At 55.5% G+C, this 22064-nt stretch carries 22 protein-coding genes; 9 read left to right on the top strand and 13 right to left on the bottom strand.

Features of this window, described 5'->3' with window-relative positions; translation table 11 throughout:
• Positions 1–9: 9 nt before the first annotated feature.
• On the bottom strand, positions 10–1194 hold the full coding sequence (gene chrA, locus KNP79_RS09500; RefSeq protein WP_215192163.1) for a chromate efflux transporter: 1185 nt from the start codon (positions 1192–1194) through the stop codon (positions 10–12).
• A gap of 5 nt (positions 1195–1199) precedes the next feature.
• Positions 1200–1508, bottom strand: a complete 309-nt coding sequence (locus KNP79_RS09495) for a PadR family transcriptional regulator (protein ID WP_215192161.1) — start codon at positions 1506–1508, stop codon at positions 1200–1202.
• A 201-nt stretch (positions 1509–1709) separates the two neighbouring features.
• Between KNP79_RS09495 and KNP79_RS09490 the strand changes: the two genes are divergently transcribed.
• Positions 1710–4394: an HD domain-containing phosphohydrolase gene (locus KNP79_RS09490; RefSeq protein ID WP_371743428.1), complete on the top strand. Its 2685-nt coding sequence runs from the start codon at positions 1710–1712 to the stop codon at positions 4392–4394.
• A 42-nt stretch (positions 4395–4436) separates the two neighbouring features.
• Here KNP79_RS09490 and KNP79_RS09485 read toward each other — a convergent pair whose 3' ends face one another.
• From KNP79_RS09485 to KNP79_RS09475, 3 genes are read right to left on the bottom strand one after another with little or no spacing between them, the layout of a single operon-like run.
• Positions 4437–5537 carry an ABC transporter permease gene (locus KNP79_RS09485; protein ID WP_215192159.1) on the bottom strand — a complete coding sequence of 367 codons (1101 nt, stop codon included), beginning with the start codon at positions 5535–5537 and terminating at the stop codon, positions 4437–4439.
• Positions 5524–6663, bottom strand: a complete 1140-nt coding sequence (locus tag KNP79_RS09480) for an ABC transporter permease (protein ID WP_251132935.1) — start codon at positions 6661–6663, stop codon at positions 5524–5526. Before KNP79_RS09480 ends, KNP79_RS09485 begins: the two co-directional genes overlap by 14 nt.
• Positions 6664–6668: 5 nt before the next feature.
• Complete coding sequence (locus KNP79_RS09475) at positions 6669–7601, bottom strand: ABC transporter ATP-binding protein (protein ID WP_034778822.1); 933 nt, start codon at positions 7599–7601, stop codon at positions 6669–6671.
• 146 nt (positions 7602–7747) lie between these two features.
• Here KNP79_RS09475 and KNP79_RS09470 point away from each other — a divergent pair, with 146 nt between their 5' ends.
• Positions 7748–8146 (top strand): hypothetical protein, encoded by a 399-nt coding sequence (locus tag KNP79_RS09470; RefSeq protein ID WP_058764353.1) that lies wholly within the window; start codon positions 7748–7750, stop codon positions 8144–8146.
• Positions 8147–8201: 55 nt separating this feature from the next.
• Positions 8202–8399 carry a CsbD family protein gene (locus KNP79_RS09465; RefSeq protein WP_034778818.1) on the top strand — a complete coding sequence of 66 codons (198 nt, stop codon included), beginning with the start codon at positions 8202–8204 and terminating at the stop codon, positions 8397–8399.
• A gap of 40 nt (positions 8400–8439) precedes the next feature.
• Here KNP79_RS09465 and KNP79_RS09460 read toward each other — a convergent pair whose 3' ends face one another.
• The 7 genes from KNP79_RS09460 to KNP79_RS09430 form a co-directional block, all read right to left on the bottom strand.
• On the bottom strand, positions 8440–9360 hold the full coding sequence (locus KNP79_RS09460) for a CAP domain-containing protein (RefSeq protein WP_215192155.1): 921 nt from the start codon (positions 9358–9360) through the stop codon (positions 8440–8442).
• A gap of 113 nt (positions 9361–9473) precedes the next feature.
• On the bottom strand, positions 9474–10709 hold the full coding sequence (locus tag KNP79_RS09455; protein ID WP_215192153.1) for an exo-beta-N-acetylmuramidase NamZ family protein: 1236 nt from the start codon (positions 10707–10709) through the stop codon (positions 9474–9476).
• A gap of 173 nt (positions 10710–10882) precedes the next feature.
• On the bottom strand, positions 10883–11641 hold the full coding sequence (locus KNP79_RS09450; protein WP_214754048.1) for an ABC transporter permease: 759 nt from the start codon (positions 11639–11641) through the stop codon (positions 10883–10885).
• A complete protein-coding gene (locus KNP79_RS09445) occupies positions 11641–12489 on the bottom strand; it encodes an ABC transporter ATP-binding protein (RefSeq protein ID WP_215192150.1) in 849 nt (282 codons plus the stop codon). The genes KNP79_RS09450 and KNP79_RS09445 overlap by 1 nt, the downstream gene beginning before the upstream one ends.
• A complete protein-coding gene (locus KNP79_RS09440) occupies positions 12486–12689 on the bottom strand; it encodes a PLD nuclease N-terminal domain-containing protein (protein WP_084592848.1) in 204 nt (67 codons plus the stop codon). Before KNP79_RS09440 ends, KNP79_RS09445 begins: the two co-directional genes overlap by 4 nt.
• A gap of 108 nt (positions 12690–12797) precedes the next feature.
• Positions 12798–13211: a universal stress protein gene (locus KNP79_RS09435; protein ID WP_034778808.1), complete on the bottom strand. Its 414-nt coding sequence runs from the start codon at positions 13209–13211 to the stop codon at positions 12798–12800.
• A 109-nt stretch (positions 13212–13320) separates the two neighbouring features.
• Complete coding sequence (locus tag KNP79_RS09430) at positions 13321–14802, bottom strand: SulP family inorganic anion transporter (protein WP_215192148.1); 1482 nt, start codon at positions 14800–14802, stop codon at positions 13321–13323.
• Between the two features lie 224 nt (positions 14803–15026).
• Here KNP79_RS09430 and KNP79_RS09425 point away from each other — a divergent pair, with 224 nt between their 5' ends.
• From KNP79_RS09425 to KNP79_RS09400, 6 genes are read left to right on the top strand one after another with little or no spacing between them, the layout of a single operon-like run.
• Positions 15027–15344: an ArsR/SmtB family transcription factor gene (locus KNP79_RS09425; protein WP_052090154.1), complete on the top strand. Its 318-nt coding sequence runs from the start codon at positions 15027–15029 to the stop codon at positions 15342–15344.
• A 13-nt stretch (positions 15345–15357) separates the two neighbouring features.
• Entirely contained in the window at positions 15358–15717 is a 360-nt protein-coding gene (arsD, locus tag KNP79_RS09420; RefSeq protein ID WP_215192146.1) for an arsenite efflux transporter metallochaperone ArsD, read from the top strand.
• A gap of 14 nt (positions 15718–15731) precedes the next feature.
• Positions 15732–17489 carry an arsenical pump-driving ATPase gene (arsA, locus tag KNP79_RS09415; RefSeq protein WP_215192144.1) on the top strand — a complete coding sequence of 586 codons (1758 nt, stop codon included), beginning with the start codon at positions 15732–15734 and terminating at the stop codon, positions 17487–17489.
• Positions 17486–17764: a Fe-S cluster assembly protein HesB gene (locus tag KNP79_RS09410; RefSeq protein WP_215192142.1), complete on the top strand. Its 279-nt coding sequence runs from the start codon at positions 17486–17488 to the stop codon at positions 17762–17764. The genes arsA and KNP79_RS09410 overlap by 4 nt, the downstream gene beginning before the upstream one ends.
• Positions 17765–17794: 30 nt before the next feature.
• Positions 17795–19081: an arsenic transporter gene (locus KNP79_RS09405; RefSeq protein ID WP_215192141.1), complete on the top strand. Its 1287-nt coding sequence runs from the start codon at positions 17795–17797 to the stop codon at positions 19079–19081.
• 12 nt (positions 19082–19093) lie between these two features.
• A complete protein-coding gene (locus KNP79_RS09400; RefSeq protein WP_215192139.1) occupies positions 19094–20752 on the top strand; it encodes an FAD-dependent oxidoreductase in 1659 nt (552 codons plus the stop codon).
• Positions 20753–20933: 181 nt separating this feature from the next.
• Here the strand turns inward: KNP79_RS09400 and KNP79_RS09395 are convergent, their stop codons facing one another.
• Positions 20934–22064 carry a GGDEF domain-containing protein gene (locus KNP79_RS09395; protein WP_215192137.1) on the bottom strand — a complete coding sequence of 377 codons (1131 nt, stop codon included), beginning with the start codon at positions 22062–22064 and terminating at the stop codon, positions 20934–20936.

Raw genomic sequence — 22064 nt, 5'->3', positions numbered from 1 at the left:
TTTTTCGTGTTATAACGTGCCGATGATCATCCCGCCGATGACCCCGCCGATGACGAGCGCCCAAGGCGGCATCTTCCAATACGCGATCATGGCGAACAAGAAAGCAGCGAAGACGAAGTCGACCGCACCGTTCACCGTGCTCGTGAAGATCGGCTGATAGAAGGCGGCGATCAAAATCCCGACGACGGCAGCGTTGACACCGATGAGCGCACCGGCGACTTTTGGGTTGCGACGGAGTGCATCCCAAAACGGCAAGGCGCCGAGGATCAACAGGAACGCCGGCAAGAAGATGGCAAGCGTGGCGAGCAGACCTCCCGGCACGCCATTGATGACCGTCCCGAGATAAGACGCGAATGTGAAGAGCGGTCCCGGTACGGCTTGGGCGGCCCCGTAACCAGCGAGGAACGCCTCTTCACTTAAGAAACCGGCCGGTACGAGTTCGCGCTCGAGGAGCGGCAAGACGACGTGGCCGCCGCCGAAGACGAGGGCCCCCGCGCGGTAGAAGCTATCGAATATGGCGACCGATTGACTCTCGATCGTCTCCCGTAAGATCGGCAAGATGACGAGGAGCGCCCCGAACAGACCGAGAAGCGTCGCCCCGAGTCGTTTCGAGAGCGGGAACGAGGCCGACTTGACGTCGAGGTTTTGCGGTTTGAACAGCAAGAACCCGGCAAGTCCGGCGAGCAAGATGACGAGCACTTGGCTATAGGTCGTCTGCCATAACAGGACTCCGGCGAGTGCGAAGAACGCGATCGTCCGCGTCTTCGCGTCCGGCGTCAATTTACCGGCCATCCCGAGAATGGCATGGGCGACGATGGCGACGGCGACGACTTTCAATCCATAAAGCCAGCCCGCGTCTGAGACGTCGAGTCCCGATACCAATAGGGCGAATAAGATGAGGGCGATGACGGACGGGGCCGTGAACCCGATGAACGACGTGATCCCGCCGAGGATGCCGCCACGGACGATCCCGATGCCGATGCCGACCTGGCTGCTCGCCGGACCCGGCAAGAACTGACAGAGAGCGACGAGGTCGGCATAGGCGCGTTCGTCCATCCATTTGCGACGGCGGACGTACTCCTCATGGAAATAGCCGAGGTGGGCGACCGGTCCGCCGAACGATGTCAGGCCGAGCCGGGTCGATACGAATAAAATCTCAAGTAACGTTTTGAACGTTACGCGTTGGTTGGGCATGTGCTTCACTCCTTAATTTCTTTGAATAGTTCATACGCTTTTTGACGGGCTTCCGCCAAGACGACGAGGCCTTTTTCGGTCGTCGTGTAATTCTTCCGGATATGACCCTCGACGAGCTCGTTCGTCCGGACGAGCAGCCCGTCTTCTTCCATCGAGTGCAAAATCGGATAGAGCGTGCCGGCGCTAATCGAGTAGCCGTGCTCACGGAGCTCCTCGACCATCCAAGCTCCGTACACCGGGTGCTCAGAGGCGTGGTGCAAGATATGGATATGGATGAAACCGAGAAACAGTTTTCGAAGAACGCGGTCTTCCACGTGCATCATCTCCTTAATATCGGTTTTCGATATCGGTTTTCGTAATCATACTAACAATCGAGATGGGGAGGTGCAAGCCGAGAGGTGTCATTTACAAAAACTTAATGTGCGCATATTGGCGAGAATCGATTCGGAAAATATAGGGAATTTGTAAGAAATGAGGTAAACTGAAAAGTAGAATTGAACGGAGGAGGGACCGACGTGGCAGACTTAGACCAGACCAAATTTCAATCCTTGTTGCGCCATATGCCCCAAGGCTACGTCGAGTTTAAAGTGCTCTACGATGAGGCGGGGGAGCCCGTCGATTACGAGTTTCATGAAGTGAACGAAGCGTTCGAGCGCATCATGAAAGCAAAGCGCGAACAGTTTCTCGGTGGACGGATCACCGACAAGTTGAAAGATTTTGAATACAGCGAACGGGAATGGATCGTCCAAGTCGCGCGGGCCGTCGGCAGTGGCGAAGCCATCACGTTCGAACATTTCTCACGTCGCAACAAGGCCTGGTATGAACTGTCTGTCTTTAGCGAGCGTCCGGGTCATGTGTCGACGCTGTTCCACGACATCACACCGCACGTCCAAGAGAACAATGCGCTGAAACAACTCGTCAACGTGTCGCACCGCTTCGTGACGACCGGACGAGAATTGTTGATGAACCAACATTTCCTCGACCAGATTCGAGGGTTCACCGGTGCCAAGGCCGTGACGCTCAATTTAGTCGACGATGATGGACAGACGTACTCGACCGTGGCGCTCTCGGGCATTGATGAACTGCTCGAGCGCAGCCTCGATGTGCTAGGCTTCCATCCGGTCGGACGCAAATGGCCGATGAGCCCGAAACGGTCCAAGTTACTCGAGGCACCGAGCCCAATCGTGTTCGACGACATTTTACCGCTCGTCGACGGGGTGTTGCCGAAACGACTGATCAAAAATATTTTACGGATTTTTAACCTTGGCCAAGTCGTCTTGTTTAAAATCGAGAAGGACGGTGTCTTTTACGGGGATTTGACGATTGTCATGCAAGGAAATAAAGAGGCGAGCCGCCTTGGGCTCGTCGAATTGTATATCGTGCACATCCTCGAACAGATGACGAAAGCGGACCGGCAAATCGGGGATGCGAAGGAGTCGATGTTCGAAGGGTTCGCGACCGTCGACTTGGAGTGCATCATGTCCCTGACCAATCATGAGATTTTCCATTTGAACGTGGCGTGGGAGCGTGTGCTCGGGTTTCCGCTCGAAGAACTCGAGAACATGGACTTCACGAGCCTGATTCATCCCGATGACGTCGAGAAGACGAATGAAGCGTTCGCCTTGCTCGAAGAAGGGAAGGACATCTTTCGTTTCGTCAACCGATACCGGACGATCGATGGAGACTATCGATCAATCGAGTGGCATTCAAAAGTCCAAGGCAACTATATTTACGCAGTCGCCAAAGACGTGACGGAACGCGTCCAGCTCGAGGAAGAACTCGCCGAGCGGGACCGATTGCTCACGAAGCTGTCCGATCAAGTGCCCGGTGCCATCTATCAGTTCGAGCGGCGCCCGGACGGCAGCTTCCACTTCCCATTCTTTAGCCGGGGGTTCGAGGTGCTGACCGGTATTACGTTCGAGGAGATGAAACAAGACCCGGGTCTCGTATTCTCAAAAATCCATCCCGAAGATTATCCGAACGTGATGGCAAGCATCGAGACGTCGTACGAGAACTTGACGATTTGGGATGCGGAGTTTCGCGTCCTGACGCCCGACGGTCGGACGACGTGGATCTTGGGATCGTCGCGTCCAGAGAAGCTCGATGAAGGGCACGTCCTTTGGCACGGCTATATCGGTGACGTGACCGAGAAGAAGAAATATGAGATGGAAATCGAGTATTTGAGTTATCACGACCAATTGACCGGGGTGAAGAATCGCCGTTACTTCGATGAGGCGCTCATCACGTACGATGAGCCGGACTATTATCCGCTCGCCTTAATCGTCGTCGACGTCAACGGGTTGAAGCTGACGAACGACGCGTTCGGTCATCTCGTCGGGGATCGCTTGTTGATTGAGGCGACGATGACGCTCAAACGTGAGATTCGAGGGAAGGATACGGTCGCTCGAATCGGTGGGGATGAGTTTGTCATCATCATGCCGAATACGTCACTTGAAGAGGCGAACCGCTTGTCCGATCGCCTGAGCCAACTGTTCCTCGCCAAATCGATCGAAGGGCTGCCGATTTCGGCATCGTTCGGCGAAGCGGTAAAGGAAGATGACGCGCTCTCCATCGCGGAAGTGTTCAATTTGGCCGAGGACCGGATGTATCACCATAAAGTGTCGGAGAAACAAAGCCGACGCCATCATTCGATTCAGCTCATCATGCGAACGCTCTACGAGAAAATCCCGCGCGAAGAAGCACATTCGCAACGCGTCGCCGAGCTGTCGCGGCAACTCGGACAGGCGATGGGGTTCACGAGTGCTGATGTGAACGAACTCGTCACGGCGGCGACACTGCATGATATCGGCAAGGTTGCAATCAGCAATGAGATTTTAGATAAGGAAGGAACGTTGACGGAGTCCGAATGGCGTGAAATCAAACGTCATCCCGAAGTGAGCTATAACATCTTGAGTACGGTGCCGGAGTATGGGCCGCTGTCCGAAATTGTACTCGCCCACCATGAACGATGGGACGGGAACGGTTATCCGAAAGGCATCAGCGGCGAGCAGATCCCGCTCGCGTCACGCATCATCTCGATTGCGGACACGTTCGACGTCATGATGACGGGACGCCCATACCGGAAAGCGAAGACGCTCGACGAAGCGCTCGCGGTCATCGCAGAAGAAGCAGGCCGACAGTTCGACCCCGAACTCGTCGAGGTGTTCTTCAAGAAAGTCGTGCCGACGTTGCAGAGGTGATTGAAGCATTATAAAAAGGAGAGCCGTCGCGGCTCTCCTTTTTCATGTGAGCGGCCGTTTCTTCAACGTCCAGGCGCTGAGGAGGAAGATGACGAGCGCCATCCCGAGCATGATGAGGACAGATTGGAGTGGGAAATTGTCCTCGTACATTTGGGCGACCCCGTAATTGAACCAGTACGTCGGCAAGAAGCGTCCGACGACCTGGAGCGTATCAGGCAGCCACGTCAGACTGATGAAGGCGCCGCCGGTGATGGCAGCGGCCATCGTGACGGACGTCTGCCAAATGTTCGCTTTCTCCCGGTTCGTCGCCAGGATGGCGATGAGCGATCCGATGGCGAGACAGACGAATAAATAGACGATAAACAACAGCGTGAGGACAGGTAGGTGCGCGAGTATGTCCTGTCGATAGAGGACAGCGCTGAAGGCGAGCAACATGAGCACGTAGAGCAGCCCGACCGCGCAAAACGACACGAACAGCGAACCGATGTAACGCCGGGGCGTGACCGGGGCCGCAAATAAGCGCGAATAAATCTTCTCGTCCCGGTCGTCGGCGACGAACAGCGGGATGAACTGAAGGAACGCCGACATCATGACGAACGACAAGAGGCCGAGGAACGCCTGCGTCCGCGCCGTCGTCGCCACGCTCTGTTGGAACGGCTCACTCGAGAGGGTATAGCCGTTTTCCGTCTCACGTTCGGCGAGCTCGGTGAACCGTTCCTCGTCAAACTCACTTGCGATCAATAGTTGTCGCTCACGGGACAAGTGTGAATTGAGCGCTTGTTCAATCAATGCGGCATCACTCCCTTCGGTCGCACTGAACGACAATCGCGGCGTCTCGCCATCCAAGAGCGCCTCGCTGAATCCGTCCGGAATCACTAAGACGATATCTTGTCCTTGTAGCAACGCCTCGTCGGTCTCATCCGTCTCAAGCGGTGTCACCTCTCCGAACCGTCCCGCTTCTTCAATCACGCGACCGGCGAGTGTTCCGCCGTCGCGGTCGAGAATGCCAATCGAGGCGTTCAAGGCGGACGTCGAACTGAGGAACGACAGGATGAGGGCGAACCCGAACACGGAGACGAACGTGAACACCCATAGCCCTTTTTTCCGAAGCATACGCTTGGCGACATGTCTAAATAGCACCACGGCGGTTCACCCCTTTCCATAGCAGCAGGCTGATCCCGGCAAAGACGAATAGATGGATGGCGAGCCAACCGAGACTTTGCCAAAACACGGACGTGTCTCCACCGCGCAAGAGCACCTGAAGCATCCCTTCCCGCATGAAGATCGGCATGAAGACGTACTTAGCCCACGGCACGACGCTCAGCGTCACTTGGTCGAAACCAGGGACATAGCCGCCAGAGAGTATCATGATGATAGCGACGAACCCGTTGACGATCGCGTCTTTCGTCGCGCGCGAGAGACGGGGTAAGCTTGAGATGAAGAAACCGAACGCGGTACCGTATAAAGCGAGGGCGAGCCAAGAGATGAACAATAGACTGAAGTGAACGTAGTCGAGCGAGAAGCTGCGATAGACGAAGTGACTGAACCAAAACACGAGCACAAGTTGCAAAAAGATGAGCGTGTAACGGCTCAAACTGCGGGCCAGGCGATACTCGATTCGTTTGACGGGAGCGGCTTGGATCCGAAGATAGCTCCCCGTCATCGGTTGCTCCTCACTGAGCATGCCCGTGATGTAGAAGGCACCGAACAGCGCTGTCATGATGGAAATCGTGACGGTGAAATATTCGAGTGACGTCGGGTTCCGGCCCGACAAGTCGACGCTCTCGCTGTCGATGAACGACTCAGGCGTAAACGGGGCGGAGACGCCCGCCTCAGCGAGTGTGATTTGCTGATTGGCGACGTCCGTATATTGCCGGAGCACGGCCTCGAGCACATCGAACTCGATCGTCGACGGTTCCTCGTACAGTAAGCGCACGTCAGGACCGTCCAAGTGGAGAATGACGTCGGCATCACCGTCGTTCACGCCGGTCTCGGCCGCGGCCAGACTGTCATACGGGACGAGACGGATAAACTCTTTTATGTCATCGTCGGCGAGGAACGTCTCGAGCGGTACTCGATAGTCGTCGGTCGACTGTTCGACGTAGGCGACGTCTGTGACCGGGAGCGAGAAGTTGCTGTTGAAGATGGCCGACAGCATCGTGCCGAGCCCGAAGATGAGAATGATTGGGAAGATGAGCATCCAAAAGATGGTCGAGCGATCACGCAGTTGCTGTTTGACATCGTATTTGATGAACGTCCATAGTTTCATCGGACTCACTCCCTAAGTGTCTTGCCGGTCAGGGCCAGAAAGACGGTATTCAAGGACGGACGGTCGACGGTGATCGAGGTGAAACGGACCCGTTCGTCATGGAGCACGTCAAGGAGCGGGGCGAGCGGTGTGTCTTTCTCGAGTGACACTTCGAGGAACGGTTCCTCGTAATCGACTTTCTTCACTCGCTCGAGCGATTCGAGACGTTCGAGGAGGCCAGGGGTGAGAGCGTCGACTTTGATGCGGGCCGTCTCGAGCGTCATGACTTGGTCTTTCAGTTCGTCTTGCGTCCCTTCGGCGATAATCCGCCCTTCATCGACGATGGCGACGCGGTCGCAGAGCATCTCGACTTCTTCCATATAGTGGGACGTATAGATGATCGTCGCCCCGCGTCGATTCAACTCGCGGATGTTCTCGAGGATGGTGTTGCGCGACTGTGGATCGATGGCGACGGTCGGTTCATCCATGAAGATGAGTTCGGGCTCGTGCACGATGCCGCAGGCGATGTTGAGACGACGAAGGAGCCCCCCGGACAGTTCCGGCGGACGTTTCTTTTGGTGCGCGGTCAATTCGACGAAGTCGAGGGCAGCCTCGGTCTTTTGTTTCGCTTCAGACGGCTTGAAGCCATATAGCTCAGCGAAAAATTGGATGTTTTCAAAGACGGTCAGCTGATCGTACACGGAGACGTGCTGCGGCACGATGCCGACGCGCCGTTTGATCGTCAGTTCGTCCTTCGGCATCGCGTGATCGAAGATTTTGATTGAACCGCTGTCGGCCGGATATAGGTTGAGCATGACCGAGATGGCGGTCGTCTTGCCGGCCCCGTTCGGTCCGAGCAGGCCGAACAGTTCGCCGGCCTCGACGTGAAGTGAAAAGTCGTTCAAGGCAATCGTCTCACCGAACCGTTTTGTGACGTGATCGAGGGCGATGATGGACACGTGGACGCAACTCCTTTCAACTCCAGAACGTGAAATAGCGTACAAGGTTTTGTTCCCGTTTGCAGGAACTTCCGAACCCGTTGCCGAATGAAATATAATAGTTGAATTATTCAGACAATTAATGGAAGTCGAAGTGAGGGATCGCGATGAAAAAGTGGCAGTTCAATAAAGAAGAGTCGAGTGAGAAGTTTCCGGACGAGATGGCGTGGGCGTTGTTTTGTACGGTCGAGCCGAAACGGATGGACACGACACTCCCGTTTTATTACGACGAGTCGGTGTTCCGTTTCTCGAACGGGGCAGAGTCGTTCTACTTCAAAATCTCACCAAGTTATCACGAGTTCGAGGTGAACGTGAAAGACGCGACGGGGGAGTTGCTCTATTATCAGCTCCTCCGCACGGTCGGGAAAGTCGAGGTGCTTGAGGATCGGCGCGACCACGGCGAGCTGTTGATCGTCATGAACGAGGATCGGAACCGCACGGTGACGACGATCGAGCTGACCGTTCGACCGCGTTTCCGGGTGCTCGTCAAAGAGCATTATGTTTGAGTTTTTCTCACAGTGGTACATGAATTAGACATGATATCACGAGGAGGAGATTCACATGAAAGACGGACTTAACAAAAAAGTCGATGGCTTAATCGATAAGGCGGCAGGCAAAGCGAAAGAAGCGGTCGGCAAAGCGTCGGACAATCAATCGCTCAAACGTGAAGGACAAAAAGACCAGGTGAAAGGGACGGCCAAAGAGAAGACGGGCCAGGCCCAACAAAACCTTGAAAGCCTGAAAGACGAACGCCGCTAAAAAAACCGGGAAATCGCGATCAATGCGACTTCCCGGTTTTTCATTTCGTCAAAAAGACTTGGACGTGAATCGTCGACCCTTGTGCGTTCTTGGCGGCGCCGACACCGAGGTGGGTGAAGTTTCCGTTCAAGATGTTGGCGCGATGACCTGTCGAGTTCATCCAGGCACTGACGGCTTGCGTGGGGTCGCTCGATCCCATGTAGATGTTCTCACCCCAACTGCGATAGCTGACGTTGTAGGCGTCGAGCGTATTCCCTGGGCTTCCGTTCTCACGGAGCTGGTGCGAGAACTGTCCCGTCCGTGCCATCTCGTCGGCCCGGACTTGGGCGACGCGGTTCGCCTCGCTCGACGCGGAGAGCGCTGACAAACCGGCCGCCTGGCGCTCTTCATTCGTCTCGGCCAAGACCCCGCTCGCCGGTGCTCTAAACGTGATGTGCTTCGCTAAGATATAACCCGTCTTCGTCCCGACGCGTACTTTATACCAGCGCGTCGTGCCCGTGTACCGATACGAGATCGTCTCGAGCTTCATCCCTTGGCGGAGGAACACGACGTTCGGCGAGGTCGTGAGCGGACGCGACTTCAAGTAGACGCTCGACGGGGCGACGTACGTTGTCTTCGTGAACGCGACTTCGGCTGTCGATAGCTTGACGTATGCGGCCGGAACGTATGCGTAACCTGTGCCCCATTGGATCTTGTACCATCGGGCCCCGTTCGTCGTGAACGACGTCCGGACCATCATCGTGCCGTTCCGATCAAGTTTACCTAAACTTGTCGCTGAGCTTGATGGTGTTTTCCGGACGTTGATTTGACTGATTCCCGTGACGGAACCTTTCGTATTGACGGCCGTCTCACGATAAGACGCCTCGACCGTCGTCGGATTGACGGTGAGCGGTGTCGGCGGGGTAAATGTGAACGCAGTCGCCAAGGCGGCAGCGAGCAAGACTGAGGCAGGTTTTTTCAAAATGGGAAGCTCCTTTTTCGATAATATAACCATATAATATATTGAATAGGGCGATGATGGGTATTACCATTTGATTACAAAAAGAGGCAGACTCCGTTGAGCCTGCCTAGTTGTCATTTGTACAGCAAATACTCTTTCCGAATCGGCAAGAACGCATCGCGCTCGGCGTCGACTTTGTCCATGATCGCCTCGAGCGACTCACCGGCGAGGATCATGTCTTTCACGTAGGCGTTCCCAGTCAGTTTCGTGATGAAGTCGTTGGCGAGGAACTCGAAGTCGTCCGGATACAGGTCGTGCGCCGTCTTGACCATGGCGATGCCGGTCTTGACCGCTTCAAACTTCGATGGCTCGGTGACATACACTTCGACGCCGTGCGACAGTTTGCCCGCGTTCTTCGAGAACGTCGGCGTGAACGAGGCAGCGCGGAACGTAACGCCCGGAAGCTCGAGTTCGTTCAACGTCTTGGCGTAGTCATGCGCCTTCACGTAAGGGGCACCAATCAACTGGAACGGCTTCGTCGTGCCGCGTCCTTCCGACAAGTTCGTCCCTTCGAACAAACCGGTCGCCGGATAGACGTTGACCGTATCCGTCGTCGGCATATTCGGGGACGGCATGACGAACGGAAGTCCCGTATCTTCATATAGCATCGAGCGCTTCCAGCCCTTCATCTTGACGACTTCGAGGTCGGCCTGAAGCTGATATTCTTTGTTGAACAAGCGTGCCAGCTCACCGACGGTCATGCCGTGCTTGAGTGGAATCGGATAGAGGCCGATGAAGCTCGAATAGGCCGGGTCGAGCACCGGTCCTTCGACGCGGAGCCCGCCTTGCGGGTTCGGCCGGTCAAGGACGACGAACGGGATGTCATTCTCGGCCGCGGCTTCCATCGCATACGCCATCGTGTAGATGTACGTGTAGAAGCGGGTGCCGACGTCTTGAATGTCAAAGACGAGCACATCGACGTCTTTGAGCATCTCGGCCGTCGGTTTCTTCGTCGCGCCGTACAGGCTATACACCGGAAGCCCCGTCACTTCATCGATGTATGAGCTGATCGTCGATCCGGCTTGTGCATCACCGCGGACGCCGTGCTCCGGTCCGTACAGTGCCGTCAGTTCGAAATCATCGGAGTTGTGGAACAAGTCGACGATGCTCGTCATGTTGGCATCGACCCCGGTCGGATTCGTGATCAGTCCGACTCGTTTACCCGCCAAGATTTCAGGATTGTCCATCAACCGGTCGACCCCGAGCTCGACTTTCGGCTTTTTCGGGACAGACTTGGCATCGGCATCGAGCAATACGACTGATGACGTGACGAGCGTGAGGGCGGCGAGACCGCCAATCCATTTCTTCATAACAGTTCCTCCTCTAAAATGTAAGCGCTTCACTACTTACTCGAAAGTGTACCATTTTGTATTTTTAATTCAATGATATGTAACATAAATAGGAAATTATATTTCTTAATTTGATTCATTGTACCTAAAAAGCCATCGGAATTTTCCGATGGCTTTCACATGATGCTTGCAACTCAAGATGAACGGCTGATGAATAAGAGCCGTCTCGAGGCGATGAACAACGTGGCGGCGATTAATAAGATGCCGCTGACAATCGGCCAAACGAGTAAGCTCTCGCCCATGAGCACTTCGGCCGATAACGAGCCGAGCCGCCATGGCATCCAATCCCATTCGAGCCAGCCGAGGAGGAGCGACATGATGAAGTGGAGACCGAGCGTGATGACGAGGGCGACGAGTCCGCTCTCGAGCAACGCCGCAAGCATGAAGAAAATCGACAGCTGGACGACGAAATGGAGCATGAGCAGTCCGGTCGCGAGCAAGAAGTCGGTGACATCGAACGAATCGAACAAGACGATCGTGTAGTAGGCGGCACTCAGTTGGGCAAGTCCGATCGCGACGACGGCGAGTAGCGAGTAATGTCCCCATTTGCTGAGGACGATTCGCGTGGCTGGGATTTTCAGTGATTTGAGCCAGGCGAGCGTTCCGAGCGACCGTTCGTGGCTGAACGTATGCATGGCGGACAAGAGGACGACGAGCAGTCCGATTTGCCGCAACTGTTCGCTCGCCGACATGAGCACTTCTTCCGGTGACGGGGTCGGGATCTCGATGACCGCACCGTCCGGCAAGTTGCCGCCCGAGGCCAAGATGTCCGGGAGGAAATAGAGCGTGAGCGGTTGCATCGCCGCAAGCAACATCAAGGCGATCGGTACCCAAATCATCCGTTTATTGCGCCATGACTCTTTCCACTCTTGTTTGAAGATGGCCAGTTTCATCAGGCGTTCACCTCCAAAAAGAGTGACTCGAGCGATGGATGCCCGACATGGAGCGATTGGAGTCTTAGACCGCGCTCCAGCAGCAGCTGCAGCATCGCTCGTTCCGTCACGTCTTTCGCGTCCGTCTCCAGTTCCCATGTCGTCCCGGAGCGGGTGACGTGACTGACACCGGGGAGCGTCCGCCATTCCTCTTCCGTCAAGACGTCGTTGAACAGACGGACTTGGATCGAGGACTTCGAACCGAGCAAATCGGTCACCGTCCCTTCCATGAGCAGGCGCCCTTGCCGGAGCAGGAGCACCCAGTCACTCGCTTCCTCGGCGTCAGGGAGCACGTGCGTCGAATAGAGAATCATCCGCTCCTGCTTCAAGTCGCTCAATAAGTCGAGTACTTCCCGACGGCCGCGCGGGTCGAGCGCCGACACCGGCTCATCGAGCAGTAACAACTCCGGGTCATGTACGAGTGCCTGGGCGATGCCGAGCCGTTGCCGCATCCCGCCGGACAAGTGGGCTGCTGGCCGATCGACGGGCTCGAGTCCGACCCGTTTCAGCAGATGGACCGGGTCGACACCCGTTACCCCGGTCAACTCGGCCGCATAACGGATCGTCTCGACCGGGGTGAGCGATGGATAGAGCGCTGGCCGCTGCGGCAAATAACCGATGCGAATGGCGTCGTGGCCGACGATTTGACCCGACGTCGGTGTCGTCACGCGGGCGATCATGTTGAGCAATGTCGTCTTTCCGGCCCCGTTCTCACCGAGGAGCGACGTGCAACCCGGTCGGAGCGAGAAGCTGACGTCGTCGAGCGCGGTGAACGTGCCGAATCGTTTCGTCAGTTTGGTGACGTTCATCGCTTCGTCCGTCCCCATAAGAAGTAGACGATCGGGCCGAGGATGTTGATGAACAGGATGACGAGAAGCCACACCCATTTCGGTCCGTTCGTTTCTTGTCGCTTCAGTAAATCGATCAAGGCGACGACGAGCAAGATGAGTTGCAATACGAGCAGCGGCAAGAGGATGAGCAATAAATTTGAGTCATTGGCAATGTCCAAGTATGTTCCTCCTTCATAAATTGAGTTCACTATCCCATTCCACACCTAGTACTTATTTCCTGTATGGAACAGAAAAAAAGCCCTTTCTCCGCAAAGAAAGGGTGACCATCATTTGACGATGATGACCGGGGCGAGAGCGCGTTTGGCAAGCTTATGGCTGACGCTGCCAAGCACGAACTCTTGGAACGTGTTCAGTCCGCGTGAACCGACGACGACGTACTCGTACGGCTGATGGTTCGCGTATTTGACGAGCTCGACGTCCGGTTCGCCGCGAAGTTCGATATATTCATATTCGAGCCCGGCTGCAACGATTTGATCGAAGAGCGGTTGTAACATCAATTTTCGCTTCGCTTCGAGATCGAGTTTTCCCGTCGAGTTGAGCGCGGCTTCTTTCGATTCTTTGGCGCTGACGACATGGACGATGTCAATCGATGCGTCTGATGCCTTGGCGAGCTGGATCGCTTTCTCAAGCGCCCGCTTCGAGTGGGCAGACCCGTCTGCCGCTAAAAATACCTTTCCCATAAAAACGTCCTCCTCTTTCACACAATCTACTTTTAGTATATGCGATTTTGTAGAGCCATGGATAAAAAAATGGGAGTGAACGCGAATGTCCACTCCCGTAGAGACCAAATCAATGGCCGGCGTTTGCTTCTTGTTGTTTCAAGTGAAGCGCGAGCGTATTGAGCAGTTTCTCTGAATCTTTGTTCAAGTTCAATAGTTCCGGCTCGATCCCGACTTCGCGATACTTGAAGACGACTTTATCGATGGCACCGATGGCCGAGTCGTCCCAAAGATGGGTGTTCGAGAAGTCGATCGTGACGTGTTTGACACCGGCTTCGGCGTCTTCGGTCACATCGAACTGATTGACGAACTCAGACGTCGAAGCGAAGAAGAGCTGACCGTTCACGATGTAACGGGCACGATCGGCGTCTACACTGCGATCGAGTTCGACTTTCGAGATTTTTGCGGCGAAGAGGATCGCTGCCGTCAAAATCCCGGCGAATACACCGAGTGACAAGTCGTGGGTGACAACCGTGACGAGCACCGTCACGAGCATGACGACCGTATCCGATTTTTGAGCGGTACGCATCGCTTTGAGCGAGCCCCAGTCAAACGTCGCATACGAGACGAAGAACATGACACCAACGAGAGCGCCGACCGGGATGAGCATCAATACATCACTCATCGTCATAATCATCAGGAACAACGCGAGTCCGGCGACGAACGTCGACAGTCGGCCGCGAGCACCAGACGATACGTTGATGACCGATTGGCCAATCATCGCACAACCTGGCATCCCGCCGAAGAAACCAGCGATGATGTTGGCGATCCCTTGACCGCGCGACTCACGATTTTTGTTCGAGTCCGTACCTGTCATGTCATCGACGATTTGTGCCGTCAACAGCGATTCGATCAATCCGACGAAGGCGAGGGAGATCGAGTAAGGAAGGATGATCATCAACGTGTCAAACGTCAACGGGACGTTCGGGAATAAAAATTCCGGTAGCGTTGCTGAGATCGTTCCCATATCACCGATGTTTTTCGTATCGAGACCGAGCGTGATGGCGAGCACCGTCATGACGACAATGGCGACGAGCGGGGCCGGGATCATTTTCGTGACACGCGGGAATAAGAAGATAATCGCGAGTGACGCGGCAACGAGCGCCCAGATGATCCAGCTCTCGCCTTCAAAGTTCGACAATTGCGCTTGGAAAATCAAAATCGCGAGCGCATTGACGAAGCCGACCATGACGGCGCGCGGGATGAATTTCATCAACCGGGCGATGCCGAAATAGCCGAGCGCGATTTGAATGATTCCCGTCAAAATACCGGCCGCGAGCAAGTACTCGAGACCGTGATCCGCGACGAGCGAGACGATGACGAGGGCCATCGCACCGGTCGCGGCCGAAATCATGGCCGGACGACCACCCGCGATCGAGATGACCATGGCGATGATGAATGACGCGTATAATCCGACCATCGGGTTGACTCCCGCGATGAGTGAGAACGCGATTGCCTCAGGAATGAGTGCGAGCGCGACGACAATCCCCGCAAGGACGTCTGCCCGGACGTTGCCGAGCCAATCTTGTTTGATCGTATTCAATTTTTCCAAAAGAACACACCTCTCTATATATTTTTGACTTTGATCTCCGAGTCTCACGAAGATCAAACGCCGCATTATATGAAAGAAGTCGTTCGACCGACACATGGTTTCACAACGTGTTTCATCATACCGGATTTTTTCTGAAAAGACAATTGCCGCGAATGAAAAACTATGGTAATTTCATAACGTAAAGGTTATATAACGGATTTGTTATACAGAGAAGGAGAATGACGATGCATACGGTAGATGATTTAAGTAAAGTGCTCAAAGTGCTCGCCGACCCGACCCGCTTGACGATGCTCAAGCAAATGCAGGCAGGGGAGCAGTGTGCCTGCAGTTTTGTCGACTGTTTCGACATCTCGCAGCCGGCCATCAGCCGTCATTTGAAGATGATGCGCCAAGCGGGACTGTTGTTGGAACGCCGCGACAAGCAGTGGATTCACTATCGGTTGAATGAGACGAGCCCGTTCTATGCGATCGTCGTCGAGCTGCTCGACAACATCGAGACGGTCGATGCGAGTTGTGACTGTGACGCCGAGTGTGCGATTTAAGGAGGAGTCAACGATGAAACTTGAAGTGTTCGAACCAGCCATGTGCTGTTCGACCGGACTATGCGGTCCGTCGATCGATCCCGAACTGACGCGGATCGCGACCATCCATTACGTATTGAAACAACGCGGCTTTGATGTGGCCCGTTATAACCTCGCCTCCGAGCCGAATCGGTTCGTCGAGAACGCCCACGTCCAAGCTGAAATCGCGAACGGCCTCGAGACGCTTCCGCTCACGGTCGTTGATGGGGACATCGTCAAACGGGGCGCCTATATGACGAACGAAGAGATCGCCCGATTGACAGAACTCCCGGTCGAGTCGTTCGCCACACAAGACGGCGCGAAACCGAAAGTGCGCATCACGCTCAAAAAATAAGGAGGCGCGTCATCATGAATCGCTTTGACTTCACGACAATCGAGCCGACCCGTTACGTATTTTTGACCGGGAAAGGCGGTGTCGGCAAAACATCGACGGCGTCGAGCCTCGCCTTGACGCTCGCTGACCGCGGAAAACGTGTCTTGCTCGTCTCGACCGATCCGGCGAGCAACCTACAAGACGTGTTCGAGATGGAACTTGACGAGACACCGCGTCGCGTCCCGGATACAGGTCTCGCCATCGCGAACTTCGACCCGGAAGAGGCGGCGCAACAATACATGGAACGCATGGTCGGACCATATCGCGGCGTGTTGCCGGACGTGGCCATCCAGTCGATGGAAGAGCAACTGTCCGGCGCCTGTACGGTCGAGATTGCGGCGTTCGACCAGTTCACCGAGCTGTTGACGTCCGAGTCGGCACGTGAGACGTACGATCACGTCATCTTTGACACGGCGCCGACCGGTCACACGCTGCGGTTGTTGACGTTGCCGAGTGCGTGGGACGAATTTTTAGAGACGAACACGACCGGTGCGTCGTGCCTCGGTCCGCTCGCCGGCCTAGCCGATAAGCAACTGCAATACAAACGGGCCGTCGAGACGCTCACCGATGGCGAGGAAACGACACTGTTGCTCGTCGCCCGTCCGGAGACGTCGACGCTCGTCGAGGCGGCGCGAGCCGCGACCGAACTTCACGCGATCGGGATCGAACGGATGCAACTCGTCATCAACGGCATCGTCGCAGTCGAAGAAGGGACGGATCGCTATACGAAACGGTTCATCGAGCGTCAACAACAAGCGCTCCGCGAACTTCCAGACGGCGTCGCCGACCTCGAGACGTTCACGTTGTCATATGCCTATGAGAACCTCGTCGGTGTCCCGGCGCTCCGCCGTTTTGTGAACGGAGAGACGGTCGCCGTCCCGGACACACGTTATGACACGAACCGTTACGGATCCATCGATCGTCTCGTCGACGAAATCGAGATGGACGGACCAAACGTCATCATGACGATGGGGAAAGGCGGGGTCGGCAAGACGACGCTCGCCTCGCTCGTCGCCGTCGCGCTCAGTGAGCGGGGGCACGCCGTCCATTTGACGACGACGGACCCGGCCGCGCATGTCGCCTTTACGATCGGGTTGGACGTCCCGGATACGTTCACCGTCGATGCGATCGACCCTAAAATTGAGATTGAGAAGTACCGGATGGATGTGTTCCGGGAAGCGGGGGAAATGAACGACGAGCAGCGCATGATGCTCGAAGAGGACTTGCGTTCGCCGTGCACCGAAGAGATCGCCGTCTTCCGCGCCTTCGCCGATCAAGTGGCGAAAGCGAAAGACCGCTTCGTCGTCATCGATACGGCGCCGACGGGTCACACGCTTCTCCTCTTGGATGCGACCGAAAGCTATCACCGCGAACTCGAACGGTCGACCGGGGTCGTCCCGAAAGCGGTCCGCGAGCTGTTACCGAAACTGCGCGACCCGAAACAGACACACGTCGTCATCACGACGCTTCCTGAAGCGACCCCAGTGTATGAAGCCGAGCGGCTCGTCGCTGACTTAGAACGGGCTGAGATTCAACCGTTCGCCTGGGTCGTCAACCAATCGTTCACACCGCTCGACGTGACGAGCAAGCTGTTTACGGCGAAAGTCGCGAGCGAGGCGCCTTGGCTCGAGCGTGTGAACGCCTATCCGCGCCCGACGTTACTCGCCTGGCAAGAACAGCTGCCGGTCGGTTATCCGGCACTGTCACAACTACTCAAGGAGGAAGTTACATGAACGTCACGAATGAAGCGATCGATTTTATGAAAGATGCACTGATTGAAGAGGAAATAAGATCGGTTCGCATCTGTACGGAAGCCGGGTGCTGTGGCCCGACACTCGGTCTCGTCGTCGCGGCTCCGGAAACGACAGATGATGTGAAAGATTTTGACGGACTCACGTTCGCCGTCGCGAAAGATGCCGAAGCGATGGCGGAGAACGTTACGCTCGACGTCGAGTCGACAGGAGACGGCGTCAGCCTCGTGCTTCGCGGCTTACAACAGACGTGCTAAACAAATAGAGAATTATTGGAGGAACTCATTGTGCAGTGGATTGCTAGTTTGATTTTTTTGGTGACGCTCTTCCTCATCATCAAGCAACCGAAAGGCCTCGGCATCGGTTACTCGGCGATGGGGATGGCGGTCATCGCCTTACTCACCGGGGTCGTCAATTTGGACGACGTCGGTACCGTGTGGGGCATCATTTGGAACGCGACGTTCACATTTATCGCCATCATCATCATCTCGCTCATCTTGGACGAGATCGGATTTTTTGAATGGGCTGCCTTACATATGGCCCGCATCGCCAAAGGCGGCGGCGTGAAGCTGTTCGTCTATATCACGTTGCTCGGTGCGCTCGTCGCGGCGTTGTTCGCCAACGACGGAGCGGCGCTCATCTTGACACCAATCGTGCTCGCCATGGTGCGAGCGCTCAAGCTGCCGGACGCGGTCGTGTTGGCATACGTCATGGCGTCCGGGTTCATCGCCGATACAGCGAGTCTGCCGTTCGTCGTCTCGAACCTCGTCAACATCGTCTCGGCCGACTTCTTCGGCATCGGTTTCGCCGAATATGCGGCGCGGATGGTGTTCGTCAACGTATTCGCAGTAGCCGGAAGTTTGCTCGTCTTGTATTTGTATTTCAAAAAAGACATTCCGAAGCAATACGATTTATCGAAACTCGTCGAGCCGGCCTCGGTCATCAAAGACCATAAAATGTTCCGTTTGTCGTGGGTCGTGCTCGCACTTCTCGTCATCGGATACTTCACGAGTGACATCATCGGCATCCCGGTCTCGCTCGTCGCAGGCGTCATCTCGTTGTTCTTCCTCATCATGGCGAACCGTTCACCGGCCGTGCCGACCCGGTCCGTCCTACGCGGTGCGCCTTGGGCGATCGTCTTCTTCTCGCTCGGGATGTACATCGTCGTCTACGGTCTGCAAAACGCGGGACTGACGCAAGTGCTCGCCAACTTCATCGACTGGTTCGCCGTGAACGCCTTCAGCGCCACGTTCGGGATGGGCTTCTTGGCCGCCATCTTGTCATCGGTCATGAACAATATGCCGACCGTCATGATTGACGCGCTCGCCATCGATTTGACGAATACGACCGGTCAGATTCGGGAAGCGCTCATCTATGCGAACGTCATCGGGTCCGACCTTGGTCCGAAGATTACACCAATCGGGTCACTCGCAACGTTGCTTTGGCTCCATGTGCTCCGTACGAAAGGGCTTAAAATCGGTTGGGGTCAATACTTTAAAGTCGGCATCATCTTGACGATCCCGACGCTCGCCATCACGTTGCTCGGACTATATATCAGCCTAATACTTTACTAAGGAGTGTTTTTTATGAAATTGGTCATCATCGGTTCAGTCGCCGCCGGTACGTCGGTCGCGGCAAAAGCACGTCGTAACAATGAAGACGCACAGATTACGATTTACGATCGCGATTACGATATCTCGTACTCAGGTTGCGGCATCCCGTATTACGTCGGCGGCGAAGTCGAGTCACGCGACGATTTGACGCCTCGTGACGCGGCGTTCTTCAAAAAACGTTATCAACTTGACGTCATGACACGACATAACGTGACGGCAATCGATGCCGACGCACAGACGATCACGGTCGAGAACCTCGAGACAGGCGAATCGTTCACGGACAGCTATGACCGCCTTGTCCTCGCGACAGGCGCCTCGAGCATCATCCCGCCGATCCCGGGTGTCGACTCGGACAACGTGTTCCCGATCCGTAACATCCAGAACGCGGAAGCGACACGCAACTTCGTCGACGCAACGAATCCGAAGCACGCGACGATCATCGGCGCCGGCTTCATCGGCCTCGAGATGGCCGAGCAGCTCAAATTGCGCGGCATCGATGTGACGATCATCGAGCGTTTCCCACAAGTGATGCCGCCGCTCGACAAAGACATGGCGTGCCGGGTCGAAGATCACCTCGAGAAGAACGGCATCGAGCTCATGCTCGGTGAGACGGTGACGGAACTCATCGGTGACGGTCACGTCGAACGCGTCGTCACAGAGAGCGGCAAGACGATTGACACGGACCTCGTCATCCTGTCGGTCGGCGTCCGTCCGAACACAGAACTCGCCAAGTCGATCGGGGTGACGATCGGGGAGACGGGTGCAATCGCCATCAACGAGCGCATGGAGACGAACGTGAAGAACGTCTATGCGGCCGGCGACGTCGCCGAAAGCTTCTCGCTCGTCACGGGTAAACCGATTTGGCGTCCGCTCGGTTCGACGGCGAACAAGATGGGGCGCGCTCTCGGTGACCTCATCACGGGCGGCGACCTCGAACACCGAGGCATCCTCGGGACGGGCATCTTCAAAGTGTTCGGCCAAGCGGTCGCGCAGACCGGTCTATCGGAACGTGAGGCACGCGAACTCGGATACGACATCGAAGTGCTCCATAACACGAAACCGGATAAGCCGGCCTATATGGGCGGGAAAGACATGACGATCAAAGCAATCGGTGACCGGGCGACACGCCAATTGCTCGGCGTTCAAATCGTCGGGTTCGAAGGTGTCGACAAACGCATCGACGTGTTCGTCACGGCGATTACGTTCAAGGCGAAAGTCGATGATTTGTTCCATCTCGATCTCGCTTATGCGCCACCGTTCTCGACGACGAAAGACCCGGTCATGTACACGGGCATGGTGCTCGCGAACAGTATGGACAAAGCGGCTCGCCTCATCACGCCGGCCGAACTGCAAAAGCGGATTGATGCGGGTGAGGACATGCAAATCATCGATACACGCAAAGCCTCGCAGTTCGAGAAGGCGTGCGTTGACTGTGCCGTCAACATCCCGCTCGGTGATTTACGTGCGGCATCGAACGACCTCGATAAGACCAAACCGACCGTCGTCTATTGCAACGGCGGGGTAACGGGGAACGCGGCCCAAAACGTGCTCCGCAACCTCGGGTTCACTGATGTCTATAACTTGTCAGGCGGAAACAAGAACTATCAACTCTTTAAAAAGTACGGGAATTAACACAGACGACGTCCGAATCAATCGGGCGTCGTTTTTTGTGTGCTGAGAAGTACGGGGAACAGGATATTATCGGGTGTTGCATGAGAAGGACGAAACGTTCAAGCTGAGCTATCGTTGGTCCTTAGAGGCGTTAGAAGAATGGAAGAAACTATCATGAACCCCTGATGCCACGCATCAAGGGTTAGTTCGCTTTCTTTTCATTCCACTTGCCGAGTCGGTTGCGTCCGCTCCGTTTGGCGACATATAAGCCGACGTCAGCTTTTTTAATCAGCTGGCTCGACGTGGCGATTTTGGACTCTGACGTGCTGGCGATGCCGATGGAGACGGTGACGTCAATGAACGATCCGTCTGGCAATAAGAACGGCGTTTCGGCGATTTGCCGTAAATAGCGTTTGCCGATGACGAACCCTTGCGACAACGTGCAGTCGGCCAATAAAACCGAGAATTCTTCGCCGCCGTTGCGGCAGACCATGTCATCGGTCCGGGCGGTTTTCGTCAACCGGTTGCCTAATTCGATCAAGATGGCATCACCGGCATCATGGCCGTACGTATCGTTAATCGATTTGAAATGATCGATGTCGAGGAAGAGCAAGGCGACGTCTTGCGTTCCATTGATCACTTCTTCGTCGACGCGCTTCATCTCTTCCTCGAAGCGGCGGCGATTGCCAAGTCCGGTCAATGCGTCGGTGAAGGCCGCTTCTTTATATTTCGAGATGAGCCGTTCCGAGCGTTGGATTTTATGGATGCCCCCGTAGACGACATGGAGAAGGAATCCGGCTGAGTACCCGATGGTGATGAAGGCGAGGAGCGTCATCACATACGTTTCGATTTGATTATAATTGCTGACGTTTAACAATGAGAACAACGAGATGAATCCGAGGCTGATCGCATTGACGATTCGGATGTCCCGCGCCGGCTTGATTCGTTCACGGAACCATAGGAAAGCGACAGCGACCGATGCGGCGAGCGTGTAGTCGAGAAACGTGATCAACAAAAGCGTCTCGGTCAAGATGAACGGCAAAACGAGAATGCTCGCGACATATGTGATGCGTACACCCGGCAGGCCGAAGTAGAGCGCCGACATGATGATGGGGACAAACCCGTATTGAAAGTCGGCTTGCGCGTTCCACAACACGCCGTGGAGGGTGATCACAATCGACAGCCCGGCGAGTAAGAAGGAGATGGTGACTTGACGCCGGAGCGGGAGCTTCGTCGTCACGCCCAGCTTCGTGAGACGCGAGATGATATAGAGGCCGACCAGCAACAGACTGGCGTTGGCGATCAAGTTGTTAATGAGGTTCGTAAGTGACAT

Origin of the sequence: Exiguobacterium sp. s7 (assembly GCF_018618195.1) — a bacterium.
In the GTDB taxonomy this organism is placed as follows: Bacteria; Bacillota; Bacilli; order Exiguobacteriales; family Exiguobacteriaceae; genus Exiguobacterium; species Exiguobacterium mexicanum_A.
The sequence above is the reverse complement of the archived record's forward strand: the minus strand, read 5'-3'. Positions and strand labels throughout refer to the sequence as shown.

Bases quoted from the DNA above. Each gene is read 5' to 3' on its own strand.
- chrA (WP_215192163.1), bottom strand. From the start codon at position 1,194: ATGCCCAACCAACGCGTAACGTTCAAAACGTTACTTGAGATTTTATTC.
- KNP79_RS09480 (WP_251132935.1), bottom strand. From the start codon at position 6,663: ATGAAACTATGGACGTTCATCAAATACGATGTCAAACAGCAACTGCGT.
- KNP79_RS09470 (WP_058764353.1), top strand. From the start codon at position 7,748: ATGAAAAAGTGGCAGTTCAATAAAGAAGAGTCGAGTGAGAAGTTTCCG.
- KNP79_RS09465 (WP_034778818.1), top strand. From the start codon at position 8,202: ATGAAAGACGGACTTAACAAAAAAGTCGATGGCTTAATCGATAAGGCG.
- KNP79_RS09455 (WP_215192153.1), bottom strand. From the start codon at position 10,709: ATGAAGAAATGGATTGGCGGTCTCGCCGCCCTCACGCTCGTCACGTCA.
- KNP79_RS09450 (WP_214754048.1), bottom strand. From the start codon at position 11,641: ATGAAACTGGCCATCTTCAAACAAGAGTGGAAAGAGTCATGGCGCAAT.
- KNP79_RS09445 (WP_215192150.1), bottom strand. From the start codon at position 12,489: ATGAACGTCACCAAACTGACGAAACGATTCGGCACGTTCACCGCGCTC.
- KNP79_RS09435 (WP_034778808.1), bottom strand. From the start codon at position 13,211: ATGGGAAAGGTATTTTTAGCGGCAGACGGGTCTGCCCACTCGAAGCGG.
- KNP79_RS09425 (WP_052090154.1), top strand. From the start codon at position 15,027: ATGCATACGGTAGATGATTTAAGTAAAGTGCTCAAAGTGCTCGCCGAC.
- arsD (WP_215192146.1), top strand. From the start codon at position 15,358: ATGAAACTTGAAGTGTTCGAACCAGCCATGTGCTGTTCGACCGGACTA.
- arsA (WP_215192144.1), top strand. From the start codon at position 15,732: ATGAATCGCTTTGACTTCACGACAATCGAGCCGACCCGTTACGTATTT.
- KNP79_RS09410 (WP_215192142.1), top strand. From the start codon at position 17,486: ATGAACGTCACGAATGAAGCGATCGATTTTATGAAAGATGCACTGATT.
- KNP79_RS09400 (WP_215192139.1), top strand. From the start codon at position 19,094: ATGAAATTGGTCATCATCGGTTCAGTCGCCGCCGGTACGTCGGTCGCG.
- KNP79_RS09395 (WP_215192137.1), bottom strand. From the start codon at position 22,064: ATGTCACTTACGAACCTCATTAACAACTTGATCGCCAACGCCAGTCTG.